This window comes from Alcaligenes phenolicus, assembly GCF_032063905.1.
In the GTDB taxonomy this organism is placed as follows: Bacteria; Pseudomonadota; Gammaproteobacteria; order Burkholderiales; family Burkholderiaceae_B; genus Alcaligenes; species Alcaligenes phenolicus.
In genome coordinates, this window is sequence record NZ_DAMBOE010000004.1 from 320801 (window position 1) to 346687 (window position 25887).

Below are 25887 nucleotides of genomic sequence, written 5' to 3' on the forward strand. Positions count from 1 at the left end.
ATCTCATCCGTATCGCTTGGAAAGAACGGGTTGTGACGACGATGAGCCTTGTTGTTGATGAACCTCCTCGAGCGAGTTGGCCAATGAAACGGATGCTTGGAGAATGGCATCCGCGACAACATTCAGATGCAAGCGGTATTCCGGTACACGGCCCGGCCCCGACTGTTCACTTAACATGCCCAATGCGATCAAGTCGCGTCGGCATGTCCGCTGCTGAGAGGCAGTAATCCCGGTGACCTGATGACATTGAGTCGCCGATAGGCGAAACACATAATCATCCTCCTGGAACTCCTCGGGCATTGCTTGAGCAACCCGTTCCAGCACAGACGAAAGCCATAATCCCGTGATGACATTGCCAGTGATATCGACATATAGGCGATGGAAGCTGATTGGCGTTTGCCCCATCAGATTCAACAGCGCCGCTTGCGCTAAAAAGTCTTCCTTTGGCGCGTCTTTCCTGTTCTGGGAACCATCGGCATGAGAGGACGGCAAGGCCCACCCGCCCTGTGTCTGGCCATCACAAGCACGCTCTGATCGAGGCAGAGTCGACGGATGCGGCGCAGTTGTAGATGTGATTGGCATAGTCATAATTTCGTCCATGTGGCTTTATCCTTGCAGTGGTGGCGTCGTCGGCTTTATTTCCAAACCAAGCTCATCATCTTCAGCAAACTCGACAATGGTTTGCTGGAGGACACTGATTCGCAGCTCAGGAAACTGTTGGTGTAAGGCGTAGATTCGGTCTCGGCAGGGTTGTTCAGACATCGATTGCTGAATATCGAACCAGGCTCGATGGATGGCATCACGCACAGCGACTGGAGGCAGGGCCGTACGGCCGCCAGGCTCACCTCCCGGCCTGAGCTGTGCGCGCAAGTCCCGATACTCCTCGTGGGACAGCTTGAAATACGCACACACCATCCGACGCGAAGCGCCATGAATCACAAAGTATTCGCGTAACTTGGCGTGCTCGCGCCGCATATCGAGCAGATGTAGCCCCTTGCTGATGACCTGCTCAGACAGTGAGAACCACATTTCCTGCGGAGAGTTGGCCAGATTCGTGATGTCCCGAGTGGTTCGGTAACGCAAATCATCGAGAAACTCGGGTGAGTAGCCCGCACGCAGTAGAGAGTCCATGTCCCCGCCATCGATTTGCTCAATAATGTGGGTCAGCAACATGCGGCGTAGAACAGGACATTGAATGGGAATCTTATTCATGAAATCTCCTCTGTCACATCCGGCATGAACAAGGGCACAAATCCGTCCAGTTGACGCTCTGGGTAACGGGTCCGAACTCGTTCCATTTCTGAGAGCAGACGTGTGACCAACGGCCCCAATTGCTCATGCCGCAATACCAGGCTCACGCTTTGGAGCGAGACATGGTCAAATGCCTCGCCCAGCAACTCCTGTGCTCCTGCCTGAAACTGTTCCTCGCCCTGCTCCCAAAGCTGTTTCCAAGCAATGGTGAAACCATCGGCTTCGTGTGGGATGAGCTGCGTAAATCGACGATCAAGCTGACCGGTGAGACTGACCAGGATTTTCCACAAGGCTCTGCGGTAAATAACCAATTCTGGTTCCAGCTCAATCCCATCGACATACCCAATACCTTGTGAAGGAAAGTCCAGGTAAAAGCCAAAGATGTGGTGGGGCTGATCGCTTTTAAAAAGCACATCCGACATGTCGATCAGGCTCTGAAACTCGCCTAACACCGTAAATATCGGCTGTGGATCGAACCCTTCCCCCTCTCCGCTCAAGACCACGTTCTGGGAGACCGATGGGGAAGCTGGCAAAAAGGCACCGCCAGAACTGTCGGGCTTACTCTTAGGCGTAGGCACACTGGCCAACATTCGACCGAGTGGAGGCTGAGTAGGTGGTTGAATTGCTAACGGCTTGAGGTCCACTGGCGCCGTAGGAGTGGCTTCGATCAGCCTCAGGGTCTCAACCTCCAGGCGCGGGTTTGCCTCTAGAGCCTGGGCCATGGCCAGCAGTTTTTCAGGGGCGACACCCAAGGTGTCAGCGATGGCTGCGTTGACCTCATCAAGCAACTGCGAAACGTCTAAAACCTGCTGATCACTCTGATCTGCCGTGACAGATTGTTGGCTCATCACAGCGGCGTACTTGTGCAAGATTGTCTGTAGCGCTGTTTCAGCGACTGCTTGCTGGCCAAACTTGTCAGCCAGCTTCAGCCACTGCGAGATCTGCGGTTTCAATAGCAGGTTCACATCACGCGTTTGTAGCCAGCGCCCGATCGGGGCCAGATACTCAACCGCAAAAAGGAAGTTTTGCAGCATGCTCATGCCGAAATTCAGGCCACTGGCCTGGCGCAACTCCCGGTTCAATTCCGTGGTTGAAAGCGATTTGCCCGATTCTTTCTCGAAATGCTCCTTAAACGACAGCACTCCCTGAGCTTTCTCCCAAAACGAAATCTCGCCACGCTGCTCGTTTTCAGCCAGGTGCGCCGCAATGGTCGGCGCGTCCCCTTTCCAGACCTTGACGATGACCGTCAGCCGCGCAAAGCGTTGGTCACCCTCTTCGTACAGCTCTTTCGCAATACGCAGCCGTGTATTCCCGCCACCGTAGACCATATAACGCGGCTGACCAGGACGCCTGGTAACGCTAATATGGTTCAGGATCCCATTGGCCCGAATCGACGCCTTGATCTCGTCATAGAGTGGGTTGATTTCGGTACGCGGGTCAAATTCGTACCGATCAATATCGGTAACCGCTAAATTTGAAATGCTGCCATCGACCACATCCATGGGCGTCATCGCACCCATGGCGTTCAGCGGTGGCGGCGTGCCCATCAGGGAACGTTTGGCGATATCTTCGTAATTCGATTTTTTTGAGGACACGGGACTTGTCTCTCTTAGTGTTGAGCTCAACTCAGCGTTCATGCGCAACTGCGCGGCACGCTGACTAGCGGTCAGCAATTCCGGAGTTTTAGACATGGCACGCTCTACGAATTAGCCGTGAGCGGGCTGTCTGGCTCGTCTGACGCGGAGATAGGGACATGCAATGCCGCTAGCGCGGGAGCTAACTCATTGCGGTGATTGGGAGTGAATTTATTGCTCAGGTTGGGGATTAATTCCCACAGCAAACTGTGCATGTGATCACCCGCTCTGACCGGATCAATCCAGTGAGCAGGGACTTGAGCGGTAGCGGCTTTTTTGTACGCGACCGCTTGTGGAATCTGGGTGGCCAGCACGGTGACACGCCCGCTCATTTCAATGAACTGATTGCGGATCAGGCTGGACATGGTGCGGCTATCGACCGTGTTCTCGCTACGGTTAATCACGCACTGAATGGCGGGCACCTTGTAGCCAAGATTGGAGGCAGACTCGTGACGAGCCACCAGTTTAATCGTGCCGTCAACAAACTCACGGGCCGACAAAACATCAGGGGCTACAGGAGCGAGAAGCACATCCGCCGCATTGACGGCGGCGTCTTGTAGGTGGCCCACTGCCCCTTGGGTATCGATGATGCAGACGTCGTACTGAGCACGAATATCCGGGTTACTTAGGGCCATCCGAATACGCACCAGGCGATCAAGCTGATTAGACAACCAGATTTGAAGGGGGCTGTCGTCACGCTGAGTGTCGGAGCACACAATATGCAAGAAACCGCCCTGCACATTCAAACTTGAACGATCACTCTCAAATTCAGCAGGTGGAAATTCGACGTGACTAATGCAGTCCGTGGTGAGTGCTCCCGACATCACCATTTGCGTTAAGCCATGAGGAGCTTGATGAGCCAGTTTGTAATAGCGTGTTAGAGATGGCTGAATATCCGCATCAATTAAAAGAACGCGATATCCGAAATCAGCAAGCAATCCGCCCAAATTGGCAGTTAATGTGGTTTTGCCAACACCACCTTTAGTGGCAACAGTTGTGAACGTAAGCATTTTAAAAACCTCGTTGAAAAAGCAACGAGTTTTCTGCTTAAATTACTGTATAAAAAATACTAATAAACAGGTGGACTTAACATAAAGCGACATTATGCGATGTTTATGATTATCCAGCACATCGTATTTCAAGGCCCCAAACCTCGTTACCCCAATGGCTACTTGCCACCGCTCGCATCCAGGAATGTTCCCGTGATAAAGGACGCCTCAGAGCTGGCTAGCCATAAAATTGCACGCGCCACTTCCTCTGCTTGGCCACCACGGCCCATCGGGATGCTGTCCTTTAATCGGTCTACACGGTCCGGCTCGCCGCCACTGGCATGCATCTCGGTATAAATATGCCCAGGCCGAACACAATTAACACGAATCCCTTCTCGGGCCACCTCTTTAGCGAAACCTGTTGTGAAAGTCTCCAAAGCTCCTTTTGAAGCGGCGTAATCCACATATTCGTTCGGACTGCCAAGCTTGGCCGCTATGGAGGAAACATTGATGACAGAACCGCCTTTCCCACCATGGCGATAAGCCATACGTTTGGCGGCCTGTTGCGCACAAAGCATGGGAGCAATCGTGTTGACCGCAAAAGTGTGTTGTATACGCTCGAAGCTGAGATCTTCCAGACGAGACTGCTGAAACAACACGCCTGCGTTATTTACCAAAACATCAATCCGCCCAAACCTTCGGTCGACCTGCTCAAAGAGCTGAGTAATCTGCTCCGGGTCCGCGCAATCCGCCTTGAAAGCAAAAGCTTGACGACCTGTCACCTCTACTTCAGCGACCACCGACAAGGCATCAGATTCGCTGGCGACATAGCTAAGAACAACGTTATAGCCCTGCTTCGCCGCCAGACGCGCCGTCGCAGCACCGATCCCTCGACTCCCGCCGGTAATCAATATGACTGGATAATTTGACGCTACACCCATCTGCCTATCTCCAACATGCAGTTTGAGAAAGCATCATAAGGCTAAAAACCAAGCTCAGGGCTCGCTGTCCATTTTTCCAGAATGCATAACGACCGAGGCAATCCCGACCTTTATGCTGCAAGATGCCAGAGGCAAAGCCGGTCTAGTCTTCATGAAAGTATTCGAGTTTGTGATTCCAAGCGCCGGATTCAGTACGGAATTGCCTACCGGCAAATTCTGCAAAGCATCTGCCATCGCGCCATCAAGCTCAACAACCGCCAGATACTGATTGTGGTTACCTCTATCTCCGCAAAGGCTTCCAGACAGGACTGGGCCAAAGGCAGGCCGATGTTCACCAGCTTCTCGCCCAGATTATCGTCGGCCAGCATGGCCACGATGGCTTCCTCAGCTGCTTGGTCCGATCGTACCAATGCGTGACGTGCTCTTCACTACGTTGTCCCATTCCACCAGGTCGGACCTACATTGGGCCAACGCCATGACTGAAGGGGCAGAAAACCGTTTTCGTACTAATCAAGAAAAATTCAGGCAATTCATTCATATAAAAACAGCGTAATTACAATATCAATTTAAGTTAGGTTGCGAATAATAAAGGAGATAGAAAAACAGCTATTTTTTTATTTAAATTAAATTGTATTAAAACAATTCAACTGCTATTCTCTGCTTGCACATAAGTGCAAAAAAATGTAGTTAGGCGCAACTTAATCAACAAGCTGAGGACTTAACCATGACTGCTAAAGATATTGCAACTGAAGAAAGCAAGATTCGGGCTTATGCGCAATGGATAGAAATTACCATATTCGTTGTTAACTCAAACTTCAAAGTAGAAGGTGCTTATCTGAGGTGGGGAAAGTTCCATGTGCCAGGAGATAAAGACAAGGAAATAAGTCCCAGCCAAATTAATGGCACCATTATCAAAGACGAAGACTCATACACCATTGCCTCCTGCGGACGCGAGAACGCCTCGTCAGGAACTGAAGGAGGTTTCTCCCTGTACGACGGTGATAAATTAGTTTTTGAATATTACTGGGATTGCCCCTGGAGTGGTTCCAACAGCGATGAGCTCACCGTTAAGGATAAAGAAAACTACACAGTGATTAAAAAAGGTGGCGGTAGCCCAAGTGGCGCGACAGGCAATATCTTCATTACTGTTGTCAAAAAATCCTAAGGGAGAAAATCATGGACATAGAAGCTAAATCCATCAATCCATTAATGGGAATCACAGTTGGATCTACTGTTCTTGGGAATGATTTTAAACCTTCAGTTCTGATAAATCCAATTACCAGAATGATTACCCAAAAAGAAATTGAAATGGGTATGAGTGGTAAAAGCCAATATGTCTACACTGACTCCTTGAACGAGGGAACCATTGGCTTTTCAGGAGCCTATGGTCCCTCGGGGATCGCCAAGTTTACCTCTGCAGTTGCTGTATCCGTCAGCAATGCAACTGCTTCGGAGTACAAGTCTATAAAAGTCTCCTACAATATTTCCATGATCTCGGGAATAGAATATATCGACTTTGACAATCTGACGGTAGAGGACGTATTAAACTCTTTAAGTGCAGGACCTAAAAATCTTTCGTTAAAGGTTTTAGAGAAATTCATTGCTGCCCGTGACTGCTCTGGATCGTCTATAGAAAAAGACGAGCTCATGAAAGAATGGGTCAAATCTCTGCAGAACTTCATTTCATCCTACGGGGATGGTCTGGTCGTGGGAGCCATCTGGGGTGGAATGGGCTCTGTTTCTACGGAGATGACGAGCAAAAAAACAGAAGACAGCTGGAAGTATGGAGAAACGGCTGAATTCAGCTATTCAGGGATAGGAAGTTCCGTATCCATAGCGCAAACCTATAATGGATCTCAAAAAGATCAAAGCTCTGAAGTTGAGGTATCTTGCAAGGCTCTCGCCAGTGGGGGTTGCGTTGAAAGCCAGGTAAATTCCTGGTTTGATGTTGTTGCCAACAAGTCCTTTGCCGAGATTTCAGGAATTAGCCTGCTGGATAAAGCGCCAATGCAAAGCTCGGTAAGCCCTCCTCCAAAAATCCCTGATTTTCTCAAACCGGAAAAAAATGCAGAGATAACGGAAAAGCTGGATACCATTAAAAAGCTGGGCGATTCTGAAGAGTTCGCGCTTGCGTCCGGATATGAAGAAGCCAAAAAAACAAATCCGAACTTAACTTTTGAAGAATTCAAATCAACTGTTCGGGACAAGAACAATATTGATGGCTTGAATGAGCTGGCATCCAAAGTCCAGGAAAATTCATTGGATGTGCTAGCAGAAGGCAGCATTTCCAGAAGGAATAAAAACCTCTCGCTTCAAGGGGTTAGAACAATCAGCTTAGATTCAAGCTCAGACTACGCCGTTTTAGGCGCCTGGATAGCGAATTGGTCAGATATTTTCCCATGGATGTCGATGGGATACATGAACGAAATCAGTGATGCTGAGGTTGCGGAGTACATCCTGAAAATCCGTTGCATGATGCAAGATTTGTCTACCTTGAATACTATTTACAATACTTTTAACGCATGCAACATTAAACTGGATTTCTGCCATCTTAATTCCGCATCTCAAGTCGCTGATTCTTTTAAAATTGCACAAGGAGTATTAAGCGACAACGTAGAGAGTGACGATGCGGTAGAAATCGCATTCAATTCCTTAAGCGATGAAGCCAAGAAGATTTATACCGCCTGGAACGAAATTGGTTTCTTGCGCAACGCGGAGCTTGGCCTGGGCCTGCTCATTGGGGATCAGTCAGTAAGCAGTGAAATTATCGACGTTAAGCCGATACCGTATCCCGAGGTCACCTACAAGGCAGCTTATTGCAGCTATGGAAACAACAACCCGACTGCTTTTAGCTCGTTCATAAAGATGCTTCCATTCATTGATACGAATGGTGATATTTATGCCTTCGGGCCATCCCTGATGCTATTGCGAAAAGCTTTGCCTGAAAAAATGATTTTCACCAAAGGCGGAGAAATGGCAATGAAGCTAACGGCTGATAAAGACACAGGGATTCTGACTAACGACAGTGTCAAGTTGATACCTATTCCATACTCTGCCGCCAAGGGAATTCAATGGCGGGGGCAAGGCCAAGGTCGGAGTCTTGCGTCAAGCCAATCCTTACAAGATCAATTTGCTGCCTTGGAAAAAGAACTGGGCAATCTCAACATTTGCACCTTAAGCAGCGATTCCTGGTCTAAGGATTGGACTTATACCGTTCCCTACACCCTGAGAAAAATAAGCACTACCTATATCGGAACCGTTGAGAAAATCAACAGTATATTTGGATAACTTGGCCTGAAACTCAGGCAATCTCCTTAACAGTCTCCCCATGAAAGGCTCTTCAGGCATCAATCATGTCTGGGGAGCTTTTCCATTAATGCGGTGCTTATAGTTCTTGTTCTATGACCGCTCTTGGCCCAGATCCATCCTGAAGAAAGAATCCTACAGCGTCATCTTGAAACCCTTGTGGCTGGCCGTGAAACCCAGTTGCTCATAAAACCGATGTGCATCGATACGAGCCATATCCGAGGTCAACTGCACAAGGTGGCAATTGCGTGCGCGGCATTGTTCGATGGCCCACTGAATCATCAAACGCCCCAAACCCGTACCACGGGCAGCGCTGGCAATACGTACAGACTCAATCTCCCCACGCCACGCGCCCTGGTGCGACAGGCCTGGCATATACGTGATCTGCAAAGTACCCACAACCGTGCCATCCAGCTCTACAACGGCCAGATACTGATTAGGGTCCGCTTCTATCGCCGCAAAAGCATCCAGATAGGACAGAGCCAAAGGCAGGCTGGTGTTTTCCCGTTTCTGGCCCAAAATATCGTCGGCCAACATGGCTACGATGGCCCCCAGATCCGCTGCCACAGCACGACGAAAAACAGGTGTCGACGTCACTTCAAACTCCTTAATAAAGCGAAATGGATCTGAAATTATGCCTCCCGGAGCTGACGAAACCGTGACTAGCCCTTCATTCTGATTGCGTATTCTCGGTAATCGCGGGATCGGCCGGAGTCTTTTGCGCTTCCAGCCATGCTAGCCAGGACGCCTGCAGGCGCCAGGCACTGGCTGCACCGGGGGCATAACCCATAATTTCTTCGATCTCAGGCAAGGAAAAACCTCGTTCGATCAAACCCGCCCCAAAGGTATTGCGCAGACGCTGAGGCGTCATCACCAGATCCATCTGCTTGATGCCCCATTTGCTGACAATGCGAGCCAGCGTGGCCGGATTCATTTGTGCCTGGGGTCGGGCAGCGCTGACTTGACGAGAGCCGGGGAAAACGCGGCTGTCCTTGGCCCAAGCTGAAGCGTCCTCTGCACCACTGAAAATCAGCCAGCTACGCAATATGGCTTCGCACCAGATGGGGGCTACGACCTCGCGCTTGGCCGCTCCAGTCAATTTCAGCAGGATAGTTCCATCACGCCATTGCTTGGTGTGCTCCTCATCTGCTTCGTTCGACTCCACCGGGCCGGCCCTGCGTTGGGCCACTCCGATAGCTGAAGGGTGCAACTGCCCCAACTCCACCGGCCGCAAACCTGTGCCCAGCATCACAGCCACAATCGTCATATCTCGATATTCACGCCAACGGGCGGCAATGGTCATATCACTGGCCAACTCCAGGACCCGCCATCGATTTTGCAATGCCTTGATGGTGGCAGAGCATTGATCTACAGAAAGAAATTGGGTGGCCTGGTTGTCAGGGGCCTGGCGCCAGCTTTCCTTGAAGGGGTCGTTGATGGCGGGGGCCGTTGCTGGATTTTCGGAGCGCCCATCCTGGCGGCATAGCTCTTCGTAAGCACGGGCGATTACTTGTTGATAACGCTCGCGCTGCGGGCGACGTACTTCGTCCAGATTGCTTAAAAAGTCCCGGATGTCCACGGGCTTGATCTGCGTGTACTGCTTTTTGTGATCCTGAAGTGCCTGCAAGAAGCGCCGCCACAAGGTACGATAAACCCGCTGCGTGCTGGGTGCCATAGGGGGGCGTTGATGCTGCAACCACGTGTCAAACAAGGCTTCCGCCGAGATATCTGCGGCCTGCGAGCCCAAAATGGGCAGCTCAAACTGCCCTTCTTCTCTTGTAGACCATTTTTTCATTGCGGCTTTGTCTTTTCCGTTAATTGCATTTTTATAATAGAACCTTACAGTGGCTTGATGCAACTTCGTCTTATCAGACAATGGAGTGTATTTTCTTCCATTTCCGCAGTCGAATCCGAGCATTCGCATAAGGTGAGGCCGTATTGAACTGAATCATGCGTCCTTGAGAATACTTCTTGTACCAAGGCGCTCCATACAGAGCATCATCTGTACTTTGCTCGACCAAGGCAACAATACGAGATTGCACCTCCTCCAGGCGATTTAACAAGTCCGAGTACGACACATTGGCAAAGTCGGCATAGAACTTCTGTGCCAGACGCCCGAGCTCGTTCCATTTAAAACCGGTTTCCGGGAAATCTACCGGCAAACCTTTGTCCTTGGCCTGGCTCCACTTCAAAACCAGTTCGTTCCATCCGATCAGATAAGCGACCAGATCAGCCACACTCATTTGCGTACCCTTGGCATGACCCTCCAGGTCTTTTTCACGAGCACGCGTAGCAGGAACAGTGGCCAGATCTGCAGCCAACTTTTGATAATTACTGCAAATAGCCACTAATAAATCGTGTTTGTTTTGAGCCACAGCCATATGATTGCTCCTCTTGCCCAAGACCGAATCACACCGCACTGCCCCTCCTTCTTCATGCAGCCGTGTGGCATCACTTAACGATAAAGGTTCTGATGAACCCAGCCCTTATTGGTCAAAATCATTCGTGCCTGACCCTCGACTTCCTGGGCCGTCAACGCGCGCAGATCCTCGTAGGTATCCTGAACCGCGCTATCTTTGATCCAGCCCGCCGCATCGGCCAGATGATAGACATAATTCACCTGACTGACGGTAAACCCGCCTGCGCTGGCCGGTTCAGTAAAGTAGTTGATACGGTCCAGAACCAGGCGGCCTGTACAAAATGCATCATGCTCGCCCTGCGACTGTTCGGAGCTGGAGCGACGCAAATAGGTGTCTGCATTGGCATCCAGCTCGTAGCGCGGTGCCTCTTCCTTTTCTACCTGACGCAACAAACCTACCTTGGCCAAGGCAGCCAGACGAGCTCGATCTTCCACAATCAAGGGGGAATCGTGCTCGGCCTGATAGGGATACACACGTCCAGGCACACCTACACACAAGCCGTCTCGCGTATCCAGATAGCTCTGGATTGCCGTGCTGAAATTTTCCTCATTGGCCTTTTTCGAGTCCTGGCATCCTGCCAACAAACCGGCTACCACGACGACCAACGCTGTTTTCCACATAGAGACTTCCTTGCTTGCGAGCTGAAAAAAGGAGTTTAGCCCGCCCCCACCCCACCCTGAAAGCCTTGTCACACGCTGCAAGAAAATAGTCATCTTGCAAGAGTGCACGACCAATACCCCTCAATATTGCATTACTGCATTGCAAAATCTGGTCTTTTACGATGCTTACAAACAGGTTAAAGTTTCTTGGCTTCGTAAATGAAAGGCATTATCAATGAGCATCACCCCTGTTCCAGTGAATCGCCAACGCTACACCCGAGTCGCGTGCATCTTGCATTGGCTGATGGCACTGGCCCTGACCGCCCTGGTGACCGTGGGCTACACCATGAAAACCTTGCCCCTGTCCCCTCTGAAACTGCAAGTCTATTCCTGGCACAAATGGGCCGGTATTTCCTTGCTGGTACTGGTGATCCTGCGCCTGCTCTGGCGTTTGTTCAACCGCCCCCCTGCTCTACCCCCTGGCATGTCTGCTCTCAGCCGGGCTCTGGCCCACTGTGGTCATGCAGCGTTGTACCTGTTGATGATTGGTATTCCCCTGACAGGCTGGCTGATGAGTTCTGCCAAAGGCTTTCAGACAGTGTGGTTTGGCGTGATCCCCCTGCCCGATCTGGTTTCCAAAGATAAACCTTTGGGCGAGCTGCTGGTCCAAGTCCACATCTTTTTGAATTACGCCCTGATTGCCATGGTCAGCCTGCATATTCTGGCGGCCTTGAAGCATCAGTTCATAGACCGTGACGGCTTGCTTGGCCGCATCACCTTTACTTTAGGCAAAGCCAAATCATGAAAAAATCTATCTTCGTGTCCCTGCTAATCGGCTCCCTGAGCCTGGGCACCAGCCTGGCCGTCAACGCCAAGAACTACCAGGCTCTGGACACCCAAAATAGCAAAATCGGCTTTCAGTATTCCCAGATGGGCGTGAAGCTGGATGGTCAGTTCCGTAAATTTGAAGGCGAACTGAACTTCAACCCCGACGCCCTGGATCAGTCCAAGGTGGTCTTGAAAGTCGCCCTGGATAGCGTTGATACCGGCTCAGAAGAAGCCGACGATGAATTGCAAGACGTGCGCTGGTTCGATATTGACGCGCATCCCCAAGCCGTTTTCAGCTCCAGGAGTTTCCGCGCTGTCAGCGACCAGCAATATGAAGTGCAAGGCACGCTGCAGATCAAAGGCCGTGAGCAACCCGTCACCGTCATGGCTACCATGGCTCCCGAAGGCGACAAAGCCACTTTTAGCGGTGCCTTTGAAATCAAGCGTGGCGATTTTTCTATCGGTGAAGGCTCCTGGTCCACCTACGACATCGTGGCCAACGAGATCACCGTCAACTTCAAGATTGATGCCAAGTAAGCAGACGCATCAGCGCCCCCCCCTCTCCCTGCATAACAAGGATTACACCCTCATGATCAAGCCAGTGATTGCCCTGTCCGCCAGTTTTCTATTTGCTTTTGCCGCTCAGGCAGCGCCGGTGACCTATCAGGTTGAGCCCAGCCACACCTTCGTGCACTTCAGCTACAAGCACTTGGGCCTGAGCACGCAAAGTCAGCGCTTTGACAAGGCACAAGGCACCGTTACCCTGGACCAGGAAGCCAAGACCGGCAGCATCAACATGAAAGTCGACACCCGTTCGGTCAGCACCGGCTTTCCTCTGTTCAACGAACACATCCAGGGCAAGGATCACTTCGACACCGAGCAGTTCCCCGAAGCAACTTTTGTGTCCAAGGACATTCAGTTCGACGGCGACAAGCCTGTATCCGCCAAGGGCGATCTGACCATCAAGGGCATTACCAAGCCCGTGACCATGACCATCGAGTCCTTCCTGACCATGCCCAAGCACCCCATGATGAACAAACCCGCCTTGGGCGCGGACGGCAAGATCGAGATCAAGCGCAGTGAATTTGGCATGGCCGCCAACGTGCCTTACGTGGGTGATGAAGTCACCATCCGTATCGCACTGGAAGCCATTGCCCAGTAATAACGCTTTGAGCGCTATTCAGGAAGTCTGATTACAGAATTTCCTGAACGACTTCCAGGGGACGCGCCAGACGCGTCCCTTTTTCTGTCACCACGATAGGACGGTTCAACAGTATGGGATGGGCTTCAATGGCGGCCAGCAAGTCATCGTCGCTCAGATCGGGGTTGCCCAGGTTCAGCTCGCTGTAGACAGCCTCTTTGCTGCGCATGGCATCGCGTACCGTCAAGCCCGTTGCCGCAATCAGCGCTTTGAGTTCGCTGCGCGACAAGGGTGTTTTCAAATACTCGATGATCTCGGGTTCCAGACCTTTTTCACGCATCATGACCAGGGCATTACGCGAAGTGCTGCAGCGCGGATTATGATAGATTTTGCTCATGACAGTCTTTGACTTCCTATAAACCGTATTCAGGCGAACAATAGTAGCCCAGCGCCGCCGGATACGTCATCTGGGTAGCTTGCTGCAGACAGGCCAGCGTCTTCACTTAGCCAGGAGAACACATGATCGACCTGTATTACTGGACCACTCCCAACGGACATAAAATCACGATGTTTCTGGAAGAGTCCGGTCTGCCATACACCATCCACCCCATCAATATTGGCCAAGGCGATCAATTCAAACCTGAATTCCTGCGTATCGCCCCCAATAATCGCATTCCCGCCATTGTTGACCAGGCTCCGCAAGACGGTGGCGAACCTATCTCCCTGTTCGAGTCCGGCGCCATCCTGCAATATCTGGCAGAGAAAACCGGCCAGTTCCTGTCGACCGATTTGCGAGTGCGTACCGAAACCTTGCAGTGGCTGTACTGGCAAATGGGTGGCCTGGGCCCCATGGCAGGCCAGAACCACCACTTCAATGTCTATGCACCCGTCAAAATCGAGTACGCCATCGACCGCTATGTGCGTGAGACTGGCCGTCTCTACGGCGTGCTGAACAAACATCTGGAGCAGCGCGACTTTATTGCTGGGGACTACTCCATTGCCGACATGGCCAGCTACCCCTGGATTGTCTCCCACCAGCGTCAAAGCCAGAACCTGGACGACTTCCCGCATCTGAAGCGTTGGTTTGAGCGTATTGGCGCGCGTCCCGCAACTGAGCGTGCCTATGCTTTGGTCGAACAGATCAACCCCGGCTCGCCCGTCCATGACGACAAGGCCCGTCAAATCCTCTTTGGCCAAGATTCCAAAACTATCCGATAGGACTACGATCTCATGACCTTACAGCGCCCCTATCAGCTGCTGCTTATTGGCCTGACAGCCATGGCTCTGTCTGCGTGTTCGAGCACGCCTAGCAATATCTCCCTGATTCCAACGCAAACCCAGGATCAGACTGAAAAAGATGGCGTTTTTACCCAGCCCCTGGACTACAAGCACGTCAAGCCAGGCTGTACCGGTGAATGCCCGCGCCTGGAGGTGAAATCTCTGATTTTCCCCGGCAACGCCGAGCTGACCAAGTTGGTCGATGAAAGCCTGGCTCATATGACGGTTATCTCTGACCGCCATCCTGGCTATCGCGGTTTGAAAGAATTCGAGAACTACTACTGGGCTACCGCCAATAATCGTGACGAAGTGCATTTATCCGCCCGTACGCGCTACCGTAACCGGGATCTGACGGTCCTAGAGCTAAGCTCGGGCATCTACATGACGGGTGCGGCTCACGGCATTACGGCAACCCAGTTCATCAATTGGGATAATCGCCTGAAGACCGCTTTGCCTCTGGACCGGATTATTGCCCCCGGCAAGATCAAACCTTTCCAGGAATTGGTACGCCAGGCGCACAACAACTGGGTTTCCGGCCTGAGTGAGGCACGTGAAGACCGAGCCGGTTGGGACAGAATGTGGCCCTTCCAGCCCGCCCAGAACATTGCCCTGACCGATCAGGGCCTGCTGGTGAAATACAACCCGTACGAGGTCGCCCCGTACTCCTTCGGTCAGCCAGAGCTCCTGCTGCCCTACTCGGAACTGCGTGGCATTCTACGTCCTGACTACCTGCCCGCCAATTAAGCGTTTGGGTCACCGTAAATAGACAGGCAGCGCATATCAGACTGCCTGTTAATAAAAACAGTATTTTTTTTTGCGCTACTCAAAGCCCGGAACCTTTAGCCATACATGCTGGAGCCGCGCCCGCCCTTAGCGTCCGATCATCCCCTCTTTCAAGCGCCCCTACCACCATGTCTGATAACTTGTTCCGCTTTCACGACCTGTTTGCTCAACTGGGTCTACCCAACACCCCCGAGGCGATTGCCAGCTTTCTGGAAAAACACCGCCCTTTGCCCAATGACGTGCTGCTGGCTGACGCTCCCTTCTGGAACGAGTCTCAAGCCGAGTTCATTCGGGAAAAACGACTCCAGGATTCCCCGGAATGGATCCAGATCATTGACCAGTTAAGCGAGGCCCTGCGTCAAACGACTGGCGTGGTGAATCTGTCCGGCCCTTGCCGCGTTCTGGCTTTATCAGGCAGCCTGCGTCAAAGCTCCTTCAACACCGCTTTGGCACACGCCGCGCAAGCCCTGGCTCCCCAAGGCATGGCGATTGAAGTCGCCACCCTACACGGCATCCCCCTGTATGACGGCGATGTCGAGAGCAAGGACGGCATTCCAGAAGCCGTACTGGCCTTGAAAGAAAAGATCCTGAACGCCGATGCTCTCTTGCTGGTTACCCCGGAATACAACAATGGCGTACCCGGTGTGTTCAAGAACGGGATCGACTGGCTGTCCCGCACGGACATGAAGGCCATCTTCTCGGGCCGTATTACCGGACTGATCGGCGCTTCCATGGGGGGATTTGGCACGATTTCCTCCCAGGCAGCCTGGTTACCTACGCTGAAAATGCTGGGCGTGTCCCTGTACAGCGGCGGTTCTTTGCTGGTGTCTCGTGCGCAGAATTCCTTTGATGCGGAAGGCAAACTGCAAGATGAGAATATTCAGAAAATGCTGAGCAACTACCTTCAAGGCTTCCAGACCTTTGTGCATGCCTCCCATATGGCCAAGGCGCAAGAAAAGGGCAATTAAGCGGCAATAGATAAAAAGGGTTTAGGTTTCCTGCCTATAGAGATACTCAGTCACCACAAATTGGAATGCAGTGCAAGAAATCAGTATCACTACAACCATTCCCGATTATCGCCGCAACAAAAAAGGAGCCTTCAAGGCTCCTTTTTGTATCCCGCACCAGACTTAAGGCTGTACAGGCTTGTCGAAACGATCCAGGTCAAAATAGCGACTGGTACTGCTGGACGAAGCAGGTTTCGAGCTGGAACTGTCTGCTGCAGGAGCCGGCTCGGGCTCTACCGTCACCGTCTGCACCCGATTCAGATCAGGCTGCTCTACCCGCTCTGGCACGCCATAGGTCTCTACCGCTCCACCGGAATAAGTCCCGGCTGCGGCTGGTGCAGCGGCCGCTTTACGAGCGACAGCTTGATCCAGATAACTGGCCAATTGTTCATGATTGGCCGAACGAGCCCAGTCTGCCGGACTCAGGCCTTGGGCATTTTGCATACTCGGATCAGCACCCGCTGCCAATAACACATCGACTACAGCCCGTTTGCCCGACAAGGCAGCCATCATCAAGGGGCTGGTCCCGTCTGGTGCAGGTGCATTCACAATCGCTTTCTGAGACAGCAGATAGCGCACCGTCTCTTCATGTCCTTTGGAAGCGGCATAGTGCAAAGGTGACCAGCCCACCCGATTCACCTGCCCACCTCGTGCTTGCAGATCACGCAAACGAGCGGTCTCCCCCATCAGGGCCAGATACATCATGGGGGTTTCGCGGGCCTCGTTCTCGATGTTCACATTGGTTTGACGGTTAGCCAGCAAAGTGTCCACCACTTTCCAGGACTTGTTGCGTATCGCCAGCATCAAGGAAGGATTGCCCTTGGAATCGACTGCGTTGGGGTTCGCCCCCTTGATGAACTCCTGCTCGATGATATTGGGTCGGTCATTTTCCAGCGCCAAATACCAATTTCGGCTCTCAAGCTCCGGTTCCTGCGCCGACACAGGGGCTGACAGCAGAAAGGCCAAAGGAAGCACCACGAAAAGGATGGTTTTATTGGGTATTTTTCTTTTAAAAATCATGCTATTAAATCCTTTTCATAAAGTGCTTTATCAGGTTATGAAAGTACAGATAGATGCCGCTTCAGGCGTTGCTTCTCTCTATCAAAGCGGGAAGCATTTAACTATAAGCAGGTTTAAGAATGATCAATAAGTTATTGATTATTAACAAAAACTAAACATTCCAATTGAATATAAACCAGGCCTAAAAGACAGAAAAAATCAAGTAAATTTCTATTTTTACTCTGAAAATCAACGAGTTAAATCATTTTCCTAAAGCTTTAAATCAACTTTAAGTAGCCCTTGTCCAAAATCCTGAGTCTTGGCTCAAACAGTCACAAAAGCCTTACCATAACCTCTAAACAAGATTAATTTAAATCTGTACCTTACTGAATAATTTGAAGAAATTCTCTGCGCTAGCCTCTTCAACTTCCTTTACCGATATCCCACGAAGCTCCGCAATCTTCTCGGCCACATGAATGACCAGGGAAGGATTATTGGTTTTGCCACGATACGGCACGGGAGCCAAAAACGGCGAGTCCGTTTCGATCAGCAGACGATCCAGCGGCACGCGTTGCGCCACATCCTGCAGCTGGGTAGCGCTCTTGAAGGTCACAATCCCGGAGAAGGAAATGTAGAAATTCAGATCCAAAGCCGCTTGTGCCACTTCCCAGGTCTCAGTAAAACAGTGCATCACGCCCCCGGCAATCTGCGCCTGCTCTTCACGCATGATGGCAATGGTGTCTTCACTGGCCGAGCGGGTGTGGATGATCAAAGGCAGGCCCGATTCACGGCTGGCACGGATATGGGTACGGAAACGCGCGCGCTGCCAATCCAGAGGCTCTTGCAAGCGGTAATAGTCCAGACCGGTCTCCCCAATCGCCACGACTTTAGGGTCTTGAGCATGCTTGAGCAGTTCTGCGACCGTCGGCTCGGTGACTTTCTCATAATCCGGATGCACACCCACCGAGGCAAACAAATGGCCGTGGGGACGCACCAGCTCCATCAAACCGGGCCAGTCGTCCATATCCACGCTGACCACCAGCGCACAACCCACCTGGTTCTGGCGCATCTTGTCCAGGATGTCGTCCAGATTTTCAGCAAGTTCAGGGAAATTAAGATGGCAATGCGAATCAACAAACATGATTAGACGGTACTTTTTTAGACACGACGACATGCCTGGTGCAAACGGTCCAGGGCATGATGAATAAACAATTTAGCATTGAGCGGATGATTCCCCAGCCTCTTTTGCTGCACCAGCCACTTCAGGGCTTCCGTCACCGCTGTGGTGTTGGATTGGGCTGCCAAGGCATCAATACGCTTTTGCAGGGAAGGATAGTAACGCGCCGGTTGAGCAAAGCCACCCAGCTGAATATCGACAAACAAGCGTTGCCAATGATCAATCCACTCTTGGGCGGGCAGTTTTTCCAGCGTATCGGCCAAGGACAGGTCCGCCTCTCGACCCGCTTTCAGTACCCCATCCATCCAGACGCTTAACCAATCGGGGCACGGTGCATTCATATCCTGGCTGGCGCTTAACGCTTTTAGTGGTGCACCACCCCAGGCAGCCAACCAGTCCGAGGCTTGATCCACCCCTTGTTGCTCCAGCCATTGCACCGATTGTTGAGCATCCGGTGCGGGCAAAGGCAAACGGCGGCAACGCGATACCAGTGTAGGCAACAGCCGATCTGGCGCATCGGCTACCAGCAGAAAAACCGTGCGGTCCGCAGGTTCTTCCAGCACCTTCAGCAAGGCATTGGCCGATACCAGATTCAGAGCCTGAGCCGGATAGAGCACCGCCACTCGCCACCCGCCTCTATGAGTGGCCGTATTGAACCAGTGCTGCAACTGGCGTAATTGCTCCACCCGGATTTCCCGGGAAGGATTTTTACGGGCAGCCGACTCTTTGGCCAAGTCCCCTTCCTGGGTGTCTGGCCCCTGCTCCTCCAGCGCAACCGCATCCGGGCGCAGCAGGCGCAAGTCCGGGTGATTTCCCCCCCGCACCCACTGACAGGCCTGACAGTGGCCACAAGCCAGACCCTGCACCGGCTGGTCGCACAATAAACTGGCGGCAGCCGCACGGGCGAATTGCTTCTTGCCGATGCCCGGCAGACCGTGGATCAGCCAGGCATGGGCAAAACGCTCCTGATTGCCCAGCCAATTTTGGGCGGTCGCGATTTGCCAAGGTAGAAAAGTCAAACTGTCAGACACCGTATTGCCTCAAGGTTGCACATCAAAAAGCCTGATTCACGCAGGAAAGACCAGGCAATCGCCCCCGCTTGAACAGCTCAGCGCACATTGTAATATGAACCGGTAAAATGCCTGCTCCACTACCAAGGATGATGAAGTGAGCTTATTGATCGGGCTGGCCGCCAAAGCGCGTTCAGGCAAAGATACTGTCGCCAATCTGCTACTGGCACAAAACCCCTTATTGGCTGCCTATGCCTTGGCGGACCCCGTGAAAATGGGCTGTGAAGTGCTGTTTGGTCTAAGTCCGGCCCAGGCCTGGACAGACGACAGCCTGAAAGAAGTGCCTATTGCCCTGTGGCAGCGCTCCCCCAGACAGTGTTTCCAGCTACTGGGAACGGACTGGATGCGCCAGCGCGATCCCGATCACTGGCTACGCCGCGCCCAGCATGTGCTGGAGTTTGGACCGGGCGCCCCCTTAAGCAGGAACATTCAGGACTACTCAGTCTGGGCACTGGCTCTGGCCGCGATTTACGGCATGGTGCCTGAGCACCTGGATGATGAGCAGGCGAATCATGTGGATGCCTTTTGGGGGTTGAGCCCGCGCCAGGCGGCTGAACATCTGCGCAATCAGGTTCTGGCCGAATACCCGGATTACGAGCAGCGTCGCCAAACCTTGCCCCTGTTGCTGCCCAGCCACCAGCTTCCTGATATGAGTCAGGCCCGTTGTTTGCTGATTAAAGACATTCGTTACGAAAACGAGGCCAATTTCATCCGTGAACATGGTGGGGAGATCTGGCATATCGAACGCCCCGGCAATCCGGTGATCAGCCAGCACTCTTCCGAATGGGGTGTTGAGCGCGCGCCCCAGGACTATCTGATTCGCAATGATGCGGGCCTGGACGAACTATCCAGCAAAGTCCATGACTTGTGGGCGGGGTTCACGCAACGACACGGTTTGACGCTTTGATTCCTTGGCCTCGGATAGCGTTCAGCCATACAAGCGCCACCAGGCCGTCTCCAAAAAGCACTCAGGCCCCAGATGGGGCCTGAGTGCTTTAACGCTTCAGAATATATTTGGCGACGGCTCGATTATGTGCAGCCAGATTCGTCGAGAACTCGCTGGTTCCATCCCCACGCGACACAAAGTAGTAGAAATTATGCTTTTCCGGATGCAGGGTCGCCATCAAGGAGGCCTTGCCCGGACTGGCAATCGGCGTAGGAGGCAAACCATTGCGCGTATAGGTGTTCCAGGGGGTATCCGTCGTCAGATCACGCTTGCGAATACGGCCGTCATAGGCTGAACCCATGCCGTAAATAACCGTTGGGTCTGTCTGCAATGGCATGCCTACGCGCAAACGGTTCATGAACACCCCGGCTACACGCGCTCTATCCTGACTGTGGCCAGTCTCGCGCTCCACGATAGAGGCCATGATCAAGGCCTCGTATGGCGTCTTCAAGGGCAAATCCGCATCCCGATCCGCCCATAGCTGTTCCAGCAGTTCCTGTTGAGCCTGAAACCCGCGCCTCAGGATATCCACATCTGCCGTACCCGGTACAAAAACGTAGGTATCGGGATAGAACAGACCTTCAGGATGTACAGCGTCCAAGCCAAAACGCTGCAGCAAGTCGGCATCACTGATATCACTCAAGGTTTGGCGAACCTGCGGATTGCTCGCCAGCGTCTCGCGAATGCGTTGATAGGTCCAGCCCTCAGGAATGGTCAGACGGGTTTGCAGCATATTGCCGCTGGACATGCGCTCCATCACCATCCATGGCGTATCACCACGCACGGCCTCGTAGGCCCCCGCTTGCAAGGAGGTATCCAGGCCAGAGAGACGCGCCATCCAGACAAAAGCATCTTCCTGAATATCGATCCCGGCCTGCTGCATGCTGCGTGCAATCGCACGGGGGCCAGAGCCTGCAGGCACCACATAGTCGATGCGCTCAGCGCTCATGGTCACGGGCTGCTTCTTGGCCCAATACCAGGCGCCACCCGCTATTACACAGGCGGCCACCACCAAAAGGCCCAACAGGGTAGAGAAGATCTTGACAGTTTTTTTCATGCGAGCGCTATTGTAATCAGAATAAGGCGGCATATTCCTGAATATGTGTCACAGTCAAACACAGAAACCGGGACAGGCCCGCGCTACCGGCTTGCTCTATCCAGCTCATGCCCTGATCCCAGCGGGGATATGCCCCTGAAACCGGCCTCACACACGGTATCATTGATGTTTAAATTTATTTTTTTCGCTCAGCCATGACCGGAATGCCAGCCCCCTCCTCTTTCGCCCTGCCTGATTTGTGCGTCCTCCAGTTTCAGGGAGCCGATGCCGTGTCCTTTCTCCATGCTCAAGTCAGCAATGATTTGGAGCATCTGGCAGCCGACCGCGCCTGCATCGCGGCCTATTGCACCGCCAAAGGTCGCAGTTTGGCGACCATGGTCTTGTGGCGCGAACAGGACGAGACCGTCTATGCCCTGGTGCGCCGTGACCTGAGCGAGGCCCTGATCAAGCGCCTGCGCATGTTCGTGCTGCGCAGCAAGGTGACGATCAGTCTGGCCGAGTTGCAGGTTTACGGTGTAGCGGATCAATCCGCTGCTCAAGCGGTCTGGAATTTGCAGCGCGATGGTGACGACACCTTAATACAAGCCCCCGGCGAGCTGGGCGGCTTGAATCGCTACTGGCGGATTTCTCCCCAGCAGGATACGAACGCTCAGGCTTCTGAGGGTCGTTGGGAAACGGCGGATATTTTGGCGGGCTTGCCCTGGATCAGCGCCGACACGCAGGATCTGTTCATTCCCCAGACTCTGAACCTGGACCTGATCGACGGCATCAACTTCAAGAAAGGCTGCTATCCCGGCCAGGAAGTGGTGGCACGCAGCCACTATCGAGGCACGATCAAGCGCCGCATGATGGCCGCCCGCAGCGCCATTCTGGACACGGCACCACAGGTGCAGGAAGCCGCCGATGTGCTCCTGGTCTCGCAAGGCGCAGAGCCGGTTGCGGCTGCGCGCATTATCAACCGCGCCTGGCAAGCCGAGCAGCAGCGTCTGTATGTCTTGATGGAAGTGGTACTGGCGGACCTGGAACAAGGCCAGTTTCAACTGGAGCAAGGACAGGCGCTGGAATTGCAGCCCCTGCCCTACGCTCTGCCAGAACTTAGCTCTTCTGACGGTACAAATTAAGAATGCTGGAGAAATCCAGCCCTGCATTCTGACCCTGTGCGGCATGCAAGGCGAACAGGTTACGGGCCAGTTCGCCTAACGGTGTCGCACTGTTTTGGCTCACGGCTGCATCGGCCGCCAAACCCAGATCTTTCAGCATCAAACCTGTTGCAAACCCACCCTGATAATCACGCGAAGCCGGTACATCCGGCATCACGCCAGGCCAGGGGTTGTACAGTTCGGTCGCCCAGTTACGGCCGGAGCTGCGCGCCATGATGGACGATAGCACTGCCGGGTCCAGACCGTGAGCAACGCCCAGAGCCAGGGCCTCGGCGGTACCCGCCATCAAAATCCCCAAGAGCATATTGTTGCAAATCTTGGCAACCTGGCCCGCACCGGCTTTACCAGCATGAAAAATGTTCTTGCCCATGGCTTCCAGGTAAGGACGCGCCTTTTCCAGCGCTGGATCCTCGCCCCCGACCATAAAGGTCAAGGTGCCGGCCATTGCGCCGCCAGTACCACCGGAAACAGGCGCATCCAGCATCAACAGACCCAGCTTGGCCGCCTTGGCCGCCAGATCCTGGCTGGTTTGAGCATCAATCGTGCTGCAATCGACCAGCACTGTGCCGGGGGCCACGGCCTGCAACAAGCCGTTCTCGCCCTCGTAAACCTGACGAACGTGGCGGCCAGCAGGCAGCATGGTAAAGACCATCTGCGCGTCTTTGGCGATCTGCACCGCCGACTCGCCCACTTGCGCCCCCGCTGCCTGCAGCTCCTTCATGGCTTCTGCATTCAGGTCAAAGACCTTCAGGCTATGGCCGGCTTTGAGCAGATTCAGCGCCATGGGTTTGCCCATATGGCCCAGCCCGATAAATGCAATTGTGTTACTCATTTTGTCTCCTCGTCATTATGAAAACGGCGCCGTCAGGCGCCGCAGCGGTCTGCCTGGATCACAGGTCAGCCAAGGGATGAGTCGTTTCTGCGGGCCAGGCGGGAACAAAAAAACGTTCCACCCAGCGGGCATCAGCCTGTTCCAGCGAGGCCGGGTTCCAGCGTGGCTGTTTGTCTTTATCAATTAGCAGTGCGCGTATGCCTTCCTGGAAGTCACCCTGTACGCCACATTGCAGCGACACAATGTATTCCAGGCGGAAGACATCAGCCAAAGACAGGTGGTGTACACGCTCCAGCAGTTCAAAGGACAAACGAGCCGAACCTGGAGCACCTTTGGCGAAGGTCTGTGCGGCACGGGACAGCCAGGGGTCGGCACTGTCCTGCCACTGCTGCAGAGCCTGTGTAATGCGTTCAAACTCACGACTGGCGCAGACATCACGCAGCATGGCGTAGTTTTGCTCCAGCGGGCCGGTATCGGGGCGAGCGCCCTCTGCCAGACTACGCAGGACCTGATGCACGCTGCTATCACGAGCGTCACGTTCATCAGACCAGTTCGTGGCTTGCAAGGCCTTGAGCAAGGCATCGAAATGCACCCGTGGCAAGTAGGCATCGGCCAAGCCCAGGAACAAGCAATCCGAGGCGTGGATTTGCGCGCCGCTCAGTGCCAGGAAATGGCCGATACCCGCAGGCAGATGTGACAGCATCCAGGTGCCACCTACATCGGGGAACAGGCCAATGGAGATCTCGGGCATGGCAAAACGCGTGGTATCGGTCACCACACGATGGCTGGCACCGTTGAACAAGCCCACGCCCCCACCCATTACAATCCCGTCACCCCAGCACAGGATAGGTTTTGGGAAGGTGTGGATCAGATAATCCAGGCGGTATTCCACATCGAAGAATTCGCGGGCGTACTCGTTATCCCAGGCCGAACCACCCTGGTTCTTTTGCATGGAGGCATACAGCGAATGCAGATCGCCCCCGGCACACAGGGCCTTTTCGCCGGCACCATGCAACACGATCATGGCAATACTGGAATCCTGCGCCCATTCCTGAAACTGCTTGAACAGCAGCTGGCACATCTCCAAATTAAGCCCATTCAGGGCTTGCGGGCGGTTCAGCGTAGCAACACCAATCGCCTTTCCGTTCTGGCCGGGCAGGCGATCAAACAAAACAGAATCCGTCATCGAATATCAGCTCCAAGATCTATGATTTGTCGTGCAATGATGACACGCATGATCTCGTTTGTGCCTTCCAGAATCTGGTGCACCCGAGTATCGCGCACCAGTCGCTCAACAGGATAATCCTTCAGGTAACCATAACCGCCAAAGAGCTGTTGTGCATCCACGCAGGCCTGAAAACCCAGATCCGTGGCCATACGCTTTGCCATGGCGCAGTAGGTGCTGGCCTGACTGCTACCGGCATCCAGGTGCGAAGCGGCCAGGCGCACCATTTGGCGGGCGGCAACCACGCTGGTCAGAATGTCGGACAACTTGAATTGCAGAGCCTGGAACTGGTCCAGATGCTTGCCGAACTGGCGGCGCTCCTGCATATATTGGCGGGCAGCATCATAAGCACCCTGGGCGGCTCCTACCGAGCAGCAGGCAATATTGATGCGCCCACCGTCCAGGCCCTTCATGGCCAGTTTGAAGCCCTCGCCCTCCTGGCCCAGCATGGCCGAGGCAGGAACACGCACACGCTCAAAGGTAATGCCCCGTGTGGACTGACTATTCCAGCCCATCTTCAATTCTTTACGACCGTAGGTGATACCGGCGGCATCGGCAGGTACGGCAAAAGCGGAAATCCCCTTTGCGCCATCCCCTCCGGTACGAGCCATAACTACCAACAAGTCCGTGTCTCCGGCACCGGAGATAAAGGCTTTGCTGCCGCTGATCAGGTAGTCGTCGCCATCACGCTCGGCACGTGTCCCCAGCGAGGCGGCATCCGAGCCTGCGCCCGGTTCGGTCAAACAGTAAGAGCCCAGTTTCTGGCCACTGCTCAGCAATTCGCCCCATTGGGATTTGACCTCGTCCGTGCCCCAGGTGCCGACCATCCAGGTAACCATATTGTGGATAGTCAGAAACGCGGTGGTCGAGGGATCAACAGCCGCCATTTCTTCGAACACCAGGCTGGACTCCAGACGCCCCAGGCCCAGGCCGCCGATGGATTCCGGGGCATACAAGCCGCAAAAACCCAACTCACCGGCTTTACGGAACGCCTCGATCGGGAAAACCTGTTCCTCATCCCAACGCGCCGCATGCGGTGCCAGTTCCCCTTGTGCAAACTCGCGAGCCGCTTGCGCAAAAGCGTTCTGATCGTCTGTCAGTATCATGTCTGTCTCCTTATTTTCACCCACCATAATGCGTGCCGCCCCCTTTAGTTGTCGTGCTGATGACAATCAGCCGTTTCATAGGGGGGGGCAGTGCAAGGCGGGAGGCGACAGTCTAGCTGAAAGTAGCGGCCTGATGAT

General features: G+C 53.5%; 28 protein-coding genes. 10 read left to right on the forward strand and 18 right to left on the reverse strand.

The features are described 5' to 3' along the window. Positions 1-3: 3 nt before the first annotated feature. The 6 genes from U2949_RS11105 to U2949_RS11130 form a co-directional block, all read right to left on the reverse strand. Positions 4-600, reverse strand: a complete 597-nt coding sequence (locus tag U2949_RS11105; protein WP_094196766.1) for a hypothetical protein — start codon at positions 598-600, stop codon at positions 4-6. 6 nt (positions 601-606) lie between these two features. Continuing rightward, positions 607-1212 (reverse strand): STY4526/YPO1902 family pathogenicity island replication protein, encoded by a 606-nt coding sequence (locus tag U2949_RS11110; protein WP_321287725.1) that lies wholly within the window; start codon positions 1210-1212, stop codon positions 607-609. After that, on the reverse strand, positions 1209-2942 hold the full coding sequence (locus U2949_RS11115; RefSeq protein ID WP_321287727.1) for a ParB family protein: 1734 nt from the start codon (positions 2940-2942) through the stop codon (positions 1209-1211). The genes U2949_RS11110 and U2949_RS11115 overlap by 4 nt, the downstream gene beginning before the upstream one ends. Before the next feature lie 8 nt (positions 2943-2950). Then, positions 2951-3895, reverse strand: coding sequence for a ParA family protein (locus U2949_RS11120; RefSeq protein WP_321287729.1), 945 nt, complete (start codon positions 3893-3895; stop codon positions 2951-2953). Between the two features lie 158 nt (positions 3896-4053). Further along, complete coding sequence (locus U2949_RS11125; RefSeq protein WP_026483255.1) at positions 4054-4815, reverse strand: glucose 1-dehydrogenase; 762 nt, start codon at positions 4813-4815, stop codon at positions 4054-4056. A 203-nt stretch (positions 4816-5018) separates the two neighbouring features. Continuing rightward, positions 5019-5189, reverse strand: a complete 171-nt coding sequence (locus tag U2949_RS11130) for a hypothetical protein (RefSeq protein ID WP_321287731.1) — start codon at positions 5187-5189, stop codon at positions 5019-5021. Between the two features lie 350 nt (positions 5190-5539). Between U2949_RS11130 and U2949_RS11135 the strand changes: the two genes are divergently transcribed. Both U2949_RS11135 and U2949_RS11140 read left to right on the forward strand, forming a co-directional pair. Next, the gene (locus U2949_RS11135) at positions 5540-5980 is read left to right on the forward strand and encodes an aegerolysin family protein (RefSeq protein WP_051316251.1); all 441 of its coding nucleotides are present in this window, start codon (positions 5540-5542) and stop codon (positions 5978-5980) included. 11 nt (positions 5981-5991) lie between these two features. Then, positions 5992-8103 (forward strand): hypothetical protein, encoded by a 2112-nt coding sequence (locus U2949_RS11140; protein ID WP_321287734.1) that lies wholly within the window; start codon positions 5992-5994, stop codon positions 8101-8103. A gap of 153 nt (positions 8104-8256) precedes the next feature. Here U2949_RS11140 and U2949_RS11145 read toward each other — a convergent pair whose 3' ends face one another. From U2949_RS11145 to U2949_RS11160, 4 genes are all read right to left on the reverse strand, one after another. Beyond that, on the reverse strand, positions 8257-8718 hold the full coding sequence (locus U2949_RS11145; protein WP_321287736.1) for a GNAT family N-acetyltransferase: 462 nt from the start codon (positions 8716-8718) through the stop codon (positions 8257-8259). A 73-nt stretch (positions 8719-8791) separates the two neighbouring features. Next, positions 8792-9916: a site-specific integrase gene (locus U2949_RS11150; RefSeq protein WP_321287738.1), complete on the reverse strand. Its 1125-nt coding sequence runs from the start codon at positions 9914-9916 to the stop codon at positions 8792-8794. A 73-nt stretch (positions 9917-9989) separates the two neighbouring features. Then, complete coding sequence (locus U2949_RS11155) at positions 9990-10502, reverse strand: ClbS/DfsB family four-helix bundle protein (RefSeq protein WP_026483260.1); 513 nt, start codon at positions 10500-10502, stop codon at positions 9990-9992. A 74-nt stretch (positions 10503-10576) separates the two neighbouring features. After that, positions 10577-11161, reverse strand: coding sequence for a hypothetical protein (locus tag U2949_RS11160; RefSeq protein WP_321287741.1), 585 nt, complete (start codon positions 11159-11161; stop codon positions 10577-10579). Positions 11162-11375: 214 nt separating this feature from the next. Between U2949_RS11160 and U2949_RS11165 the strand changes: the two genes are divergently transcribed. Genes U2949_RS11165 through U2949_RS11175 form a run of 3 tightly spaced genes read left to right on the forward strand, consistent with a single transcriptional unit; the run spans position 11376 to position 13130 of the window. Next, positions 11376-11945 (forward strand): cytochrome b, encoded by a 570-nt coding sequence (locus U2949_RS11165; RefSeq protein ID WP_321287743.1) that lies wholly within the window; start codon positions 11376-11378, stop codon positions 11943-11945. Beyond that, positions 11942-12505 (forward strand): YceI family protein, encoded by a 564-nt coding sequence (locus tag U2949_RS11170; RefSeq protein WP_257722581.1) that lies wholly within the window; start codon positions 11942-11944, stop codon positions 12503-12505. Before U2949_RS11165 ends, U2949_RS11170 begins: the two co-directional genes overlap by 4 nt. A 52-nt stretch (positions 12506-12557) precedes the next feature. Then, a complete protein-coding gene (locus U2949_RS11175) occupies positions 12558-13130 on the forward strand; it encodes a YceI family protein (protein ID WP_321287747.1) in 573 nt (190 codons plus the stop codon). A gap of 31 nt (positions 13131-13161) precedes the next feature. On the opposite strand, the gene arsC is transcribed toward U2949_RS11175, so the two are convergent. Then, entirely contained in the window at positions 13162-13506 is a 345-nt protein-coding gene (gene arsC, locus U2949_RS11180) for an arsenate reductase (glutaredoxin) (protein ID WP_321287749.1), read from the reverse strand. A 122-nt stretch (positions 13507-13628) separates the two neighbouring features. Here arsC and U2949_RS11185 point away from each other — a divergent pair, with 122 nt between their 5' ends. The 3 genes from U2949_RS11185 (at position 13629) to U2949_RS11195 (ending at position 16138) form a co-directional block, all read left to right on the forward strand. Further along, a complete protein-coding gene (locus U2949_RS11185; protein WP_026483265.1) occupies positions 13629-14327 on the forward strand; it encodes a glutathione binding-like protein in 699 nt (232 codons plus the stop codon). 12 nt (positions 14328-14339) lie between these two features. Next, entirely contained in the window at positions 14340-15131 is a 792-nt protein-coding gene (locus U2949_RS11190) for an RsiV family protein (RefSeq protein WP_321287752.1), read from the forward strand. Between the two features lie 167 nt (positions 15132-15298). Continuing rightward, the gene (locus tag U2949_RS11195) at positions 15299-16138 is read left to right on the forward strand and encodes a DUF2789 family protein (RefSeq protein ID WP_321287755.1); all 840 of its coding nucleotides are present in this window, start codon (positions 15299-15301) and stop codon (positions 16136-16138) included. Positions 16139-16300: 162 nt separating this feature from the next. On the opposite strand, the gene U2949_RS11200 is transcribed toward U2949_RS11195, so the two are convergent. The 3 genes from U2949_RS11200 to holB all read right to left on the reverse strand — a co-directional run bounded on the left by U2949_RS11200 (position 16301) and on the right by holB (position 19372). Next, positions 16301-17197 carry an ankyrin repeat domain-containing protein gene (locus U2949_RS11200; RefSeq protein ID WP_321287756.1) on the reverse strand — a complete coding sequence of 299 codons (897 nt, stop codon included), beginning with the start codon at positions 17195-17197 and terminating at the stop codon, positions 16301-16303. 349 nt (positions 17198-17546) lie between these two features. After that, entirely contained in the window at positions 17547-18317 is a 771-nt protein-coding gene (locus tag U2949_RS11205; RefSeq protein WP_026483269.1) for a TatD family hydrolase, read from the reverse strand. 17 nt (positions 18318-18334) lie between these two features. After that, positions 18335-19372, reverse strand: coding sequence for a DNA polymerase III subunit delta' (gene holB / locus U2949_RS11210; RefSeq protein ID WP_321287758.1), 1038 nt, complete (start codon positions 19370-19372; stop codon positions 18335-18337). A 148-nt stretch (positions 19373-19520) separates the two neighbouring features. Here holB and U2949_RS11215 point away from each other — a divergent pair, with 148 nt between their 5' ends. After that, positions 19521-20330 (forward strand): deoxynucleotide monophosphate kinase family protein, encoded by an 810-nt coding sequence (locus tag U2949_RS11215; RefSeq protein WP_026483271.1) that lies wholly within the window; start codon positions 19521-19523, stop codon positions 20328-20330. A gap of 88 nt (positions 20331-20418) precedes the next feature. Here the strand turns inward: U2949_RS11215 and mltG are convergent, their stop codons facing one another. Next, on the reverse strand, positions 20419-21426 hold the full coding sequence (mltG, locus tag U2949_RS11220) for an endolytic transglycosylase MltG (protein WP_321287761.1): 1008 nt from the start codon (positions 21424-21426) through the stop codon (positions 20419-20421). Positions 21427-21695: 269 nt separating this feature from the next. Between mltG and ygfZ the strand changes: the two genes are divergently transcribed. Further along, the gene (ygfZ, locus tag U2949_RS11225; protein WP_321287763.1) at positions 21696-22547 is read left to right on the forward strand and encodes a CAF17-like 4Fe-4S cluster assembly/insertion protein YgfZ; all 852 of its coding nucleotides are present in this window, start codon (positions 21696-21698) and stop codon (positions 22545-22547) included. Here the strand turns inward: ygfZ and mmsB are convergent. Genes mmsB through U2949_RS11240 form a run of 3 tightly spaced genes read right to left on the reverse strand, consistent with a single transcriptional unit; the run spans position 22522 to position 25749 of the window. Beyond that, positions 22522-23418 carry a 3-hydroxyisobutyrate dehydrogenase gene (gene mmsB, locus U2949_RS11230; RefSeq protein ID WP_026483274.1) on the reverse strand — a complete coding sequence of 299 codons (897 nt, stop codon included), beginning with the start codon at positions 23416-23418 and terminating at the stop codon, positions 22522-22524. The two genes, ygfZ and mmsB, sit on opposite strands and share 26 nt — an antisense overlap. A 58-nt stretch (positions 23419-23476) precedes the next feature. Then, positions 23477-24604, reverse strand: coding sequence for an enoyl-CoA hydratase/isomerase family protein (locus U2949_RS11235; RefSeq protein WP_257722586.1), 1128 nt, complete (start codon positions 24602-24604; stop codon positions 23477-23479). Continuing rightward, entirely contained in the window at positions 24601-25749 is a 1149-nt protein-coding gene (locus U2949_RS11240) for an acyl-CoA dehydrogenase family protein (protein ID WP_321287766.1), read from the reverse strand. Before U2949_RS11240 ends, U2949_RS11235 begins: the two co-directional genes overlap by 4 nt. Positions 25750-25887 lie beyond the last annotated feature (138 nt).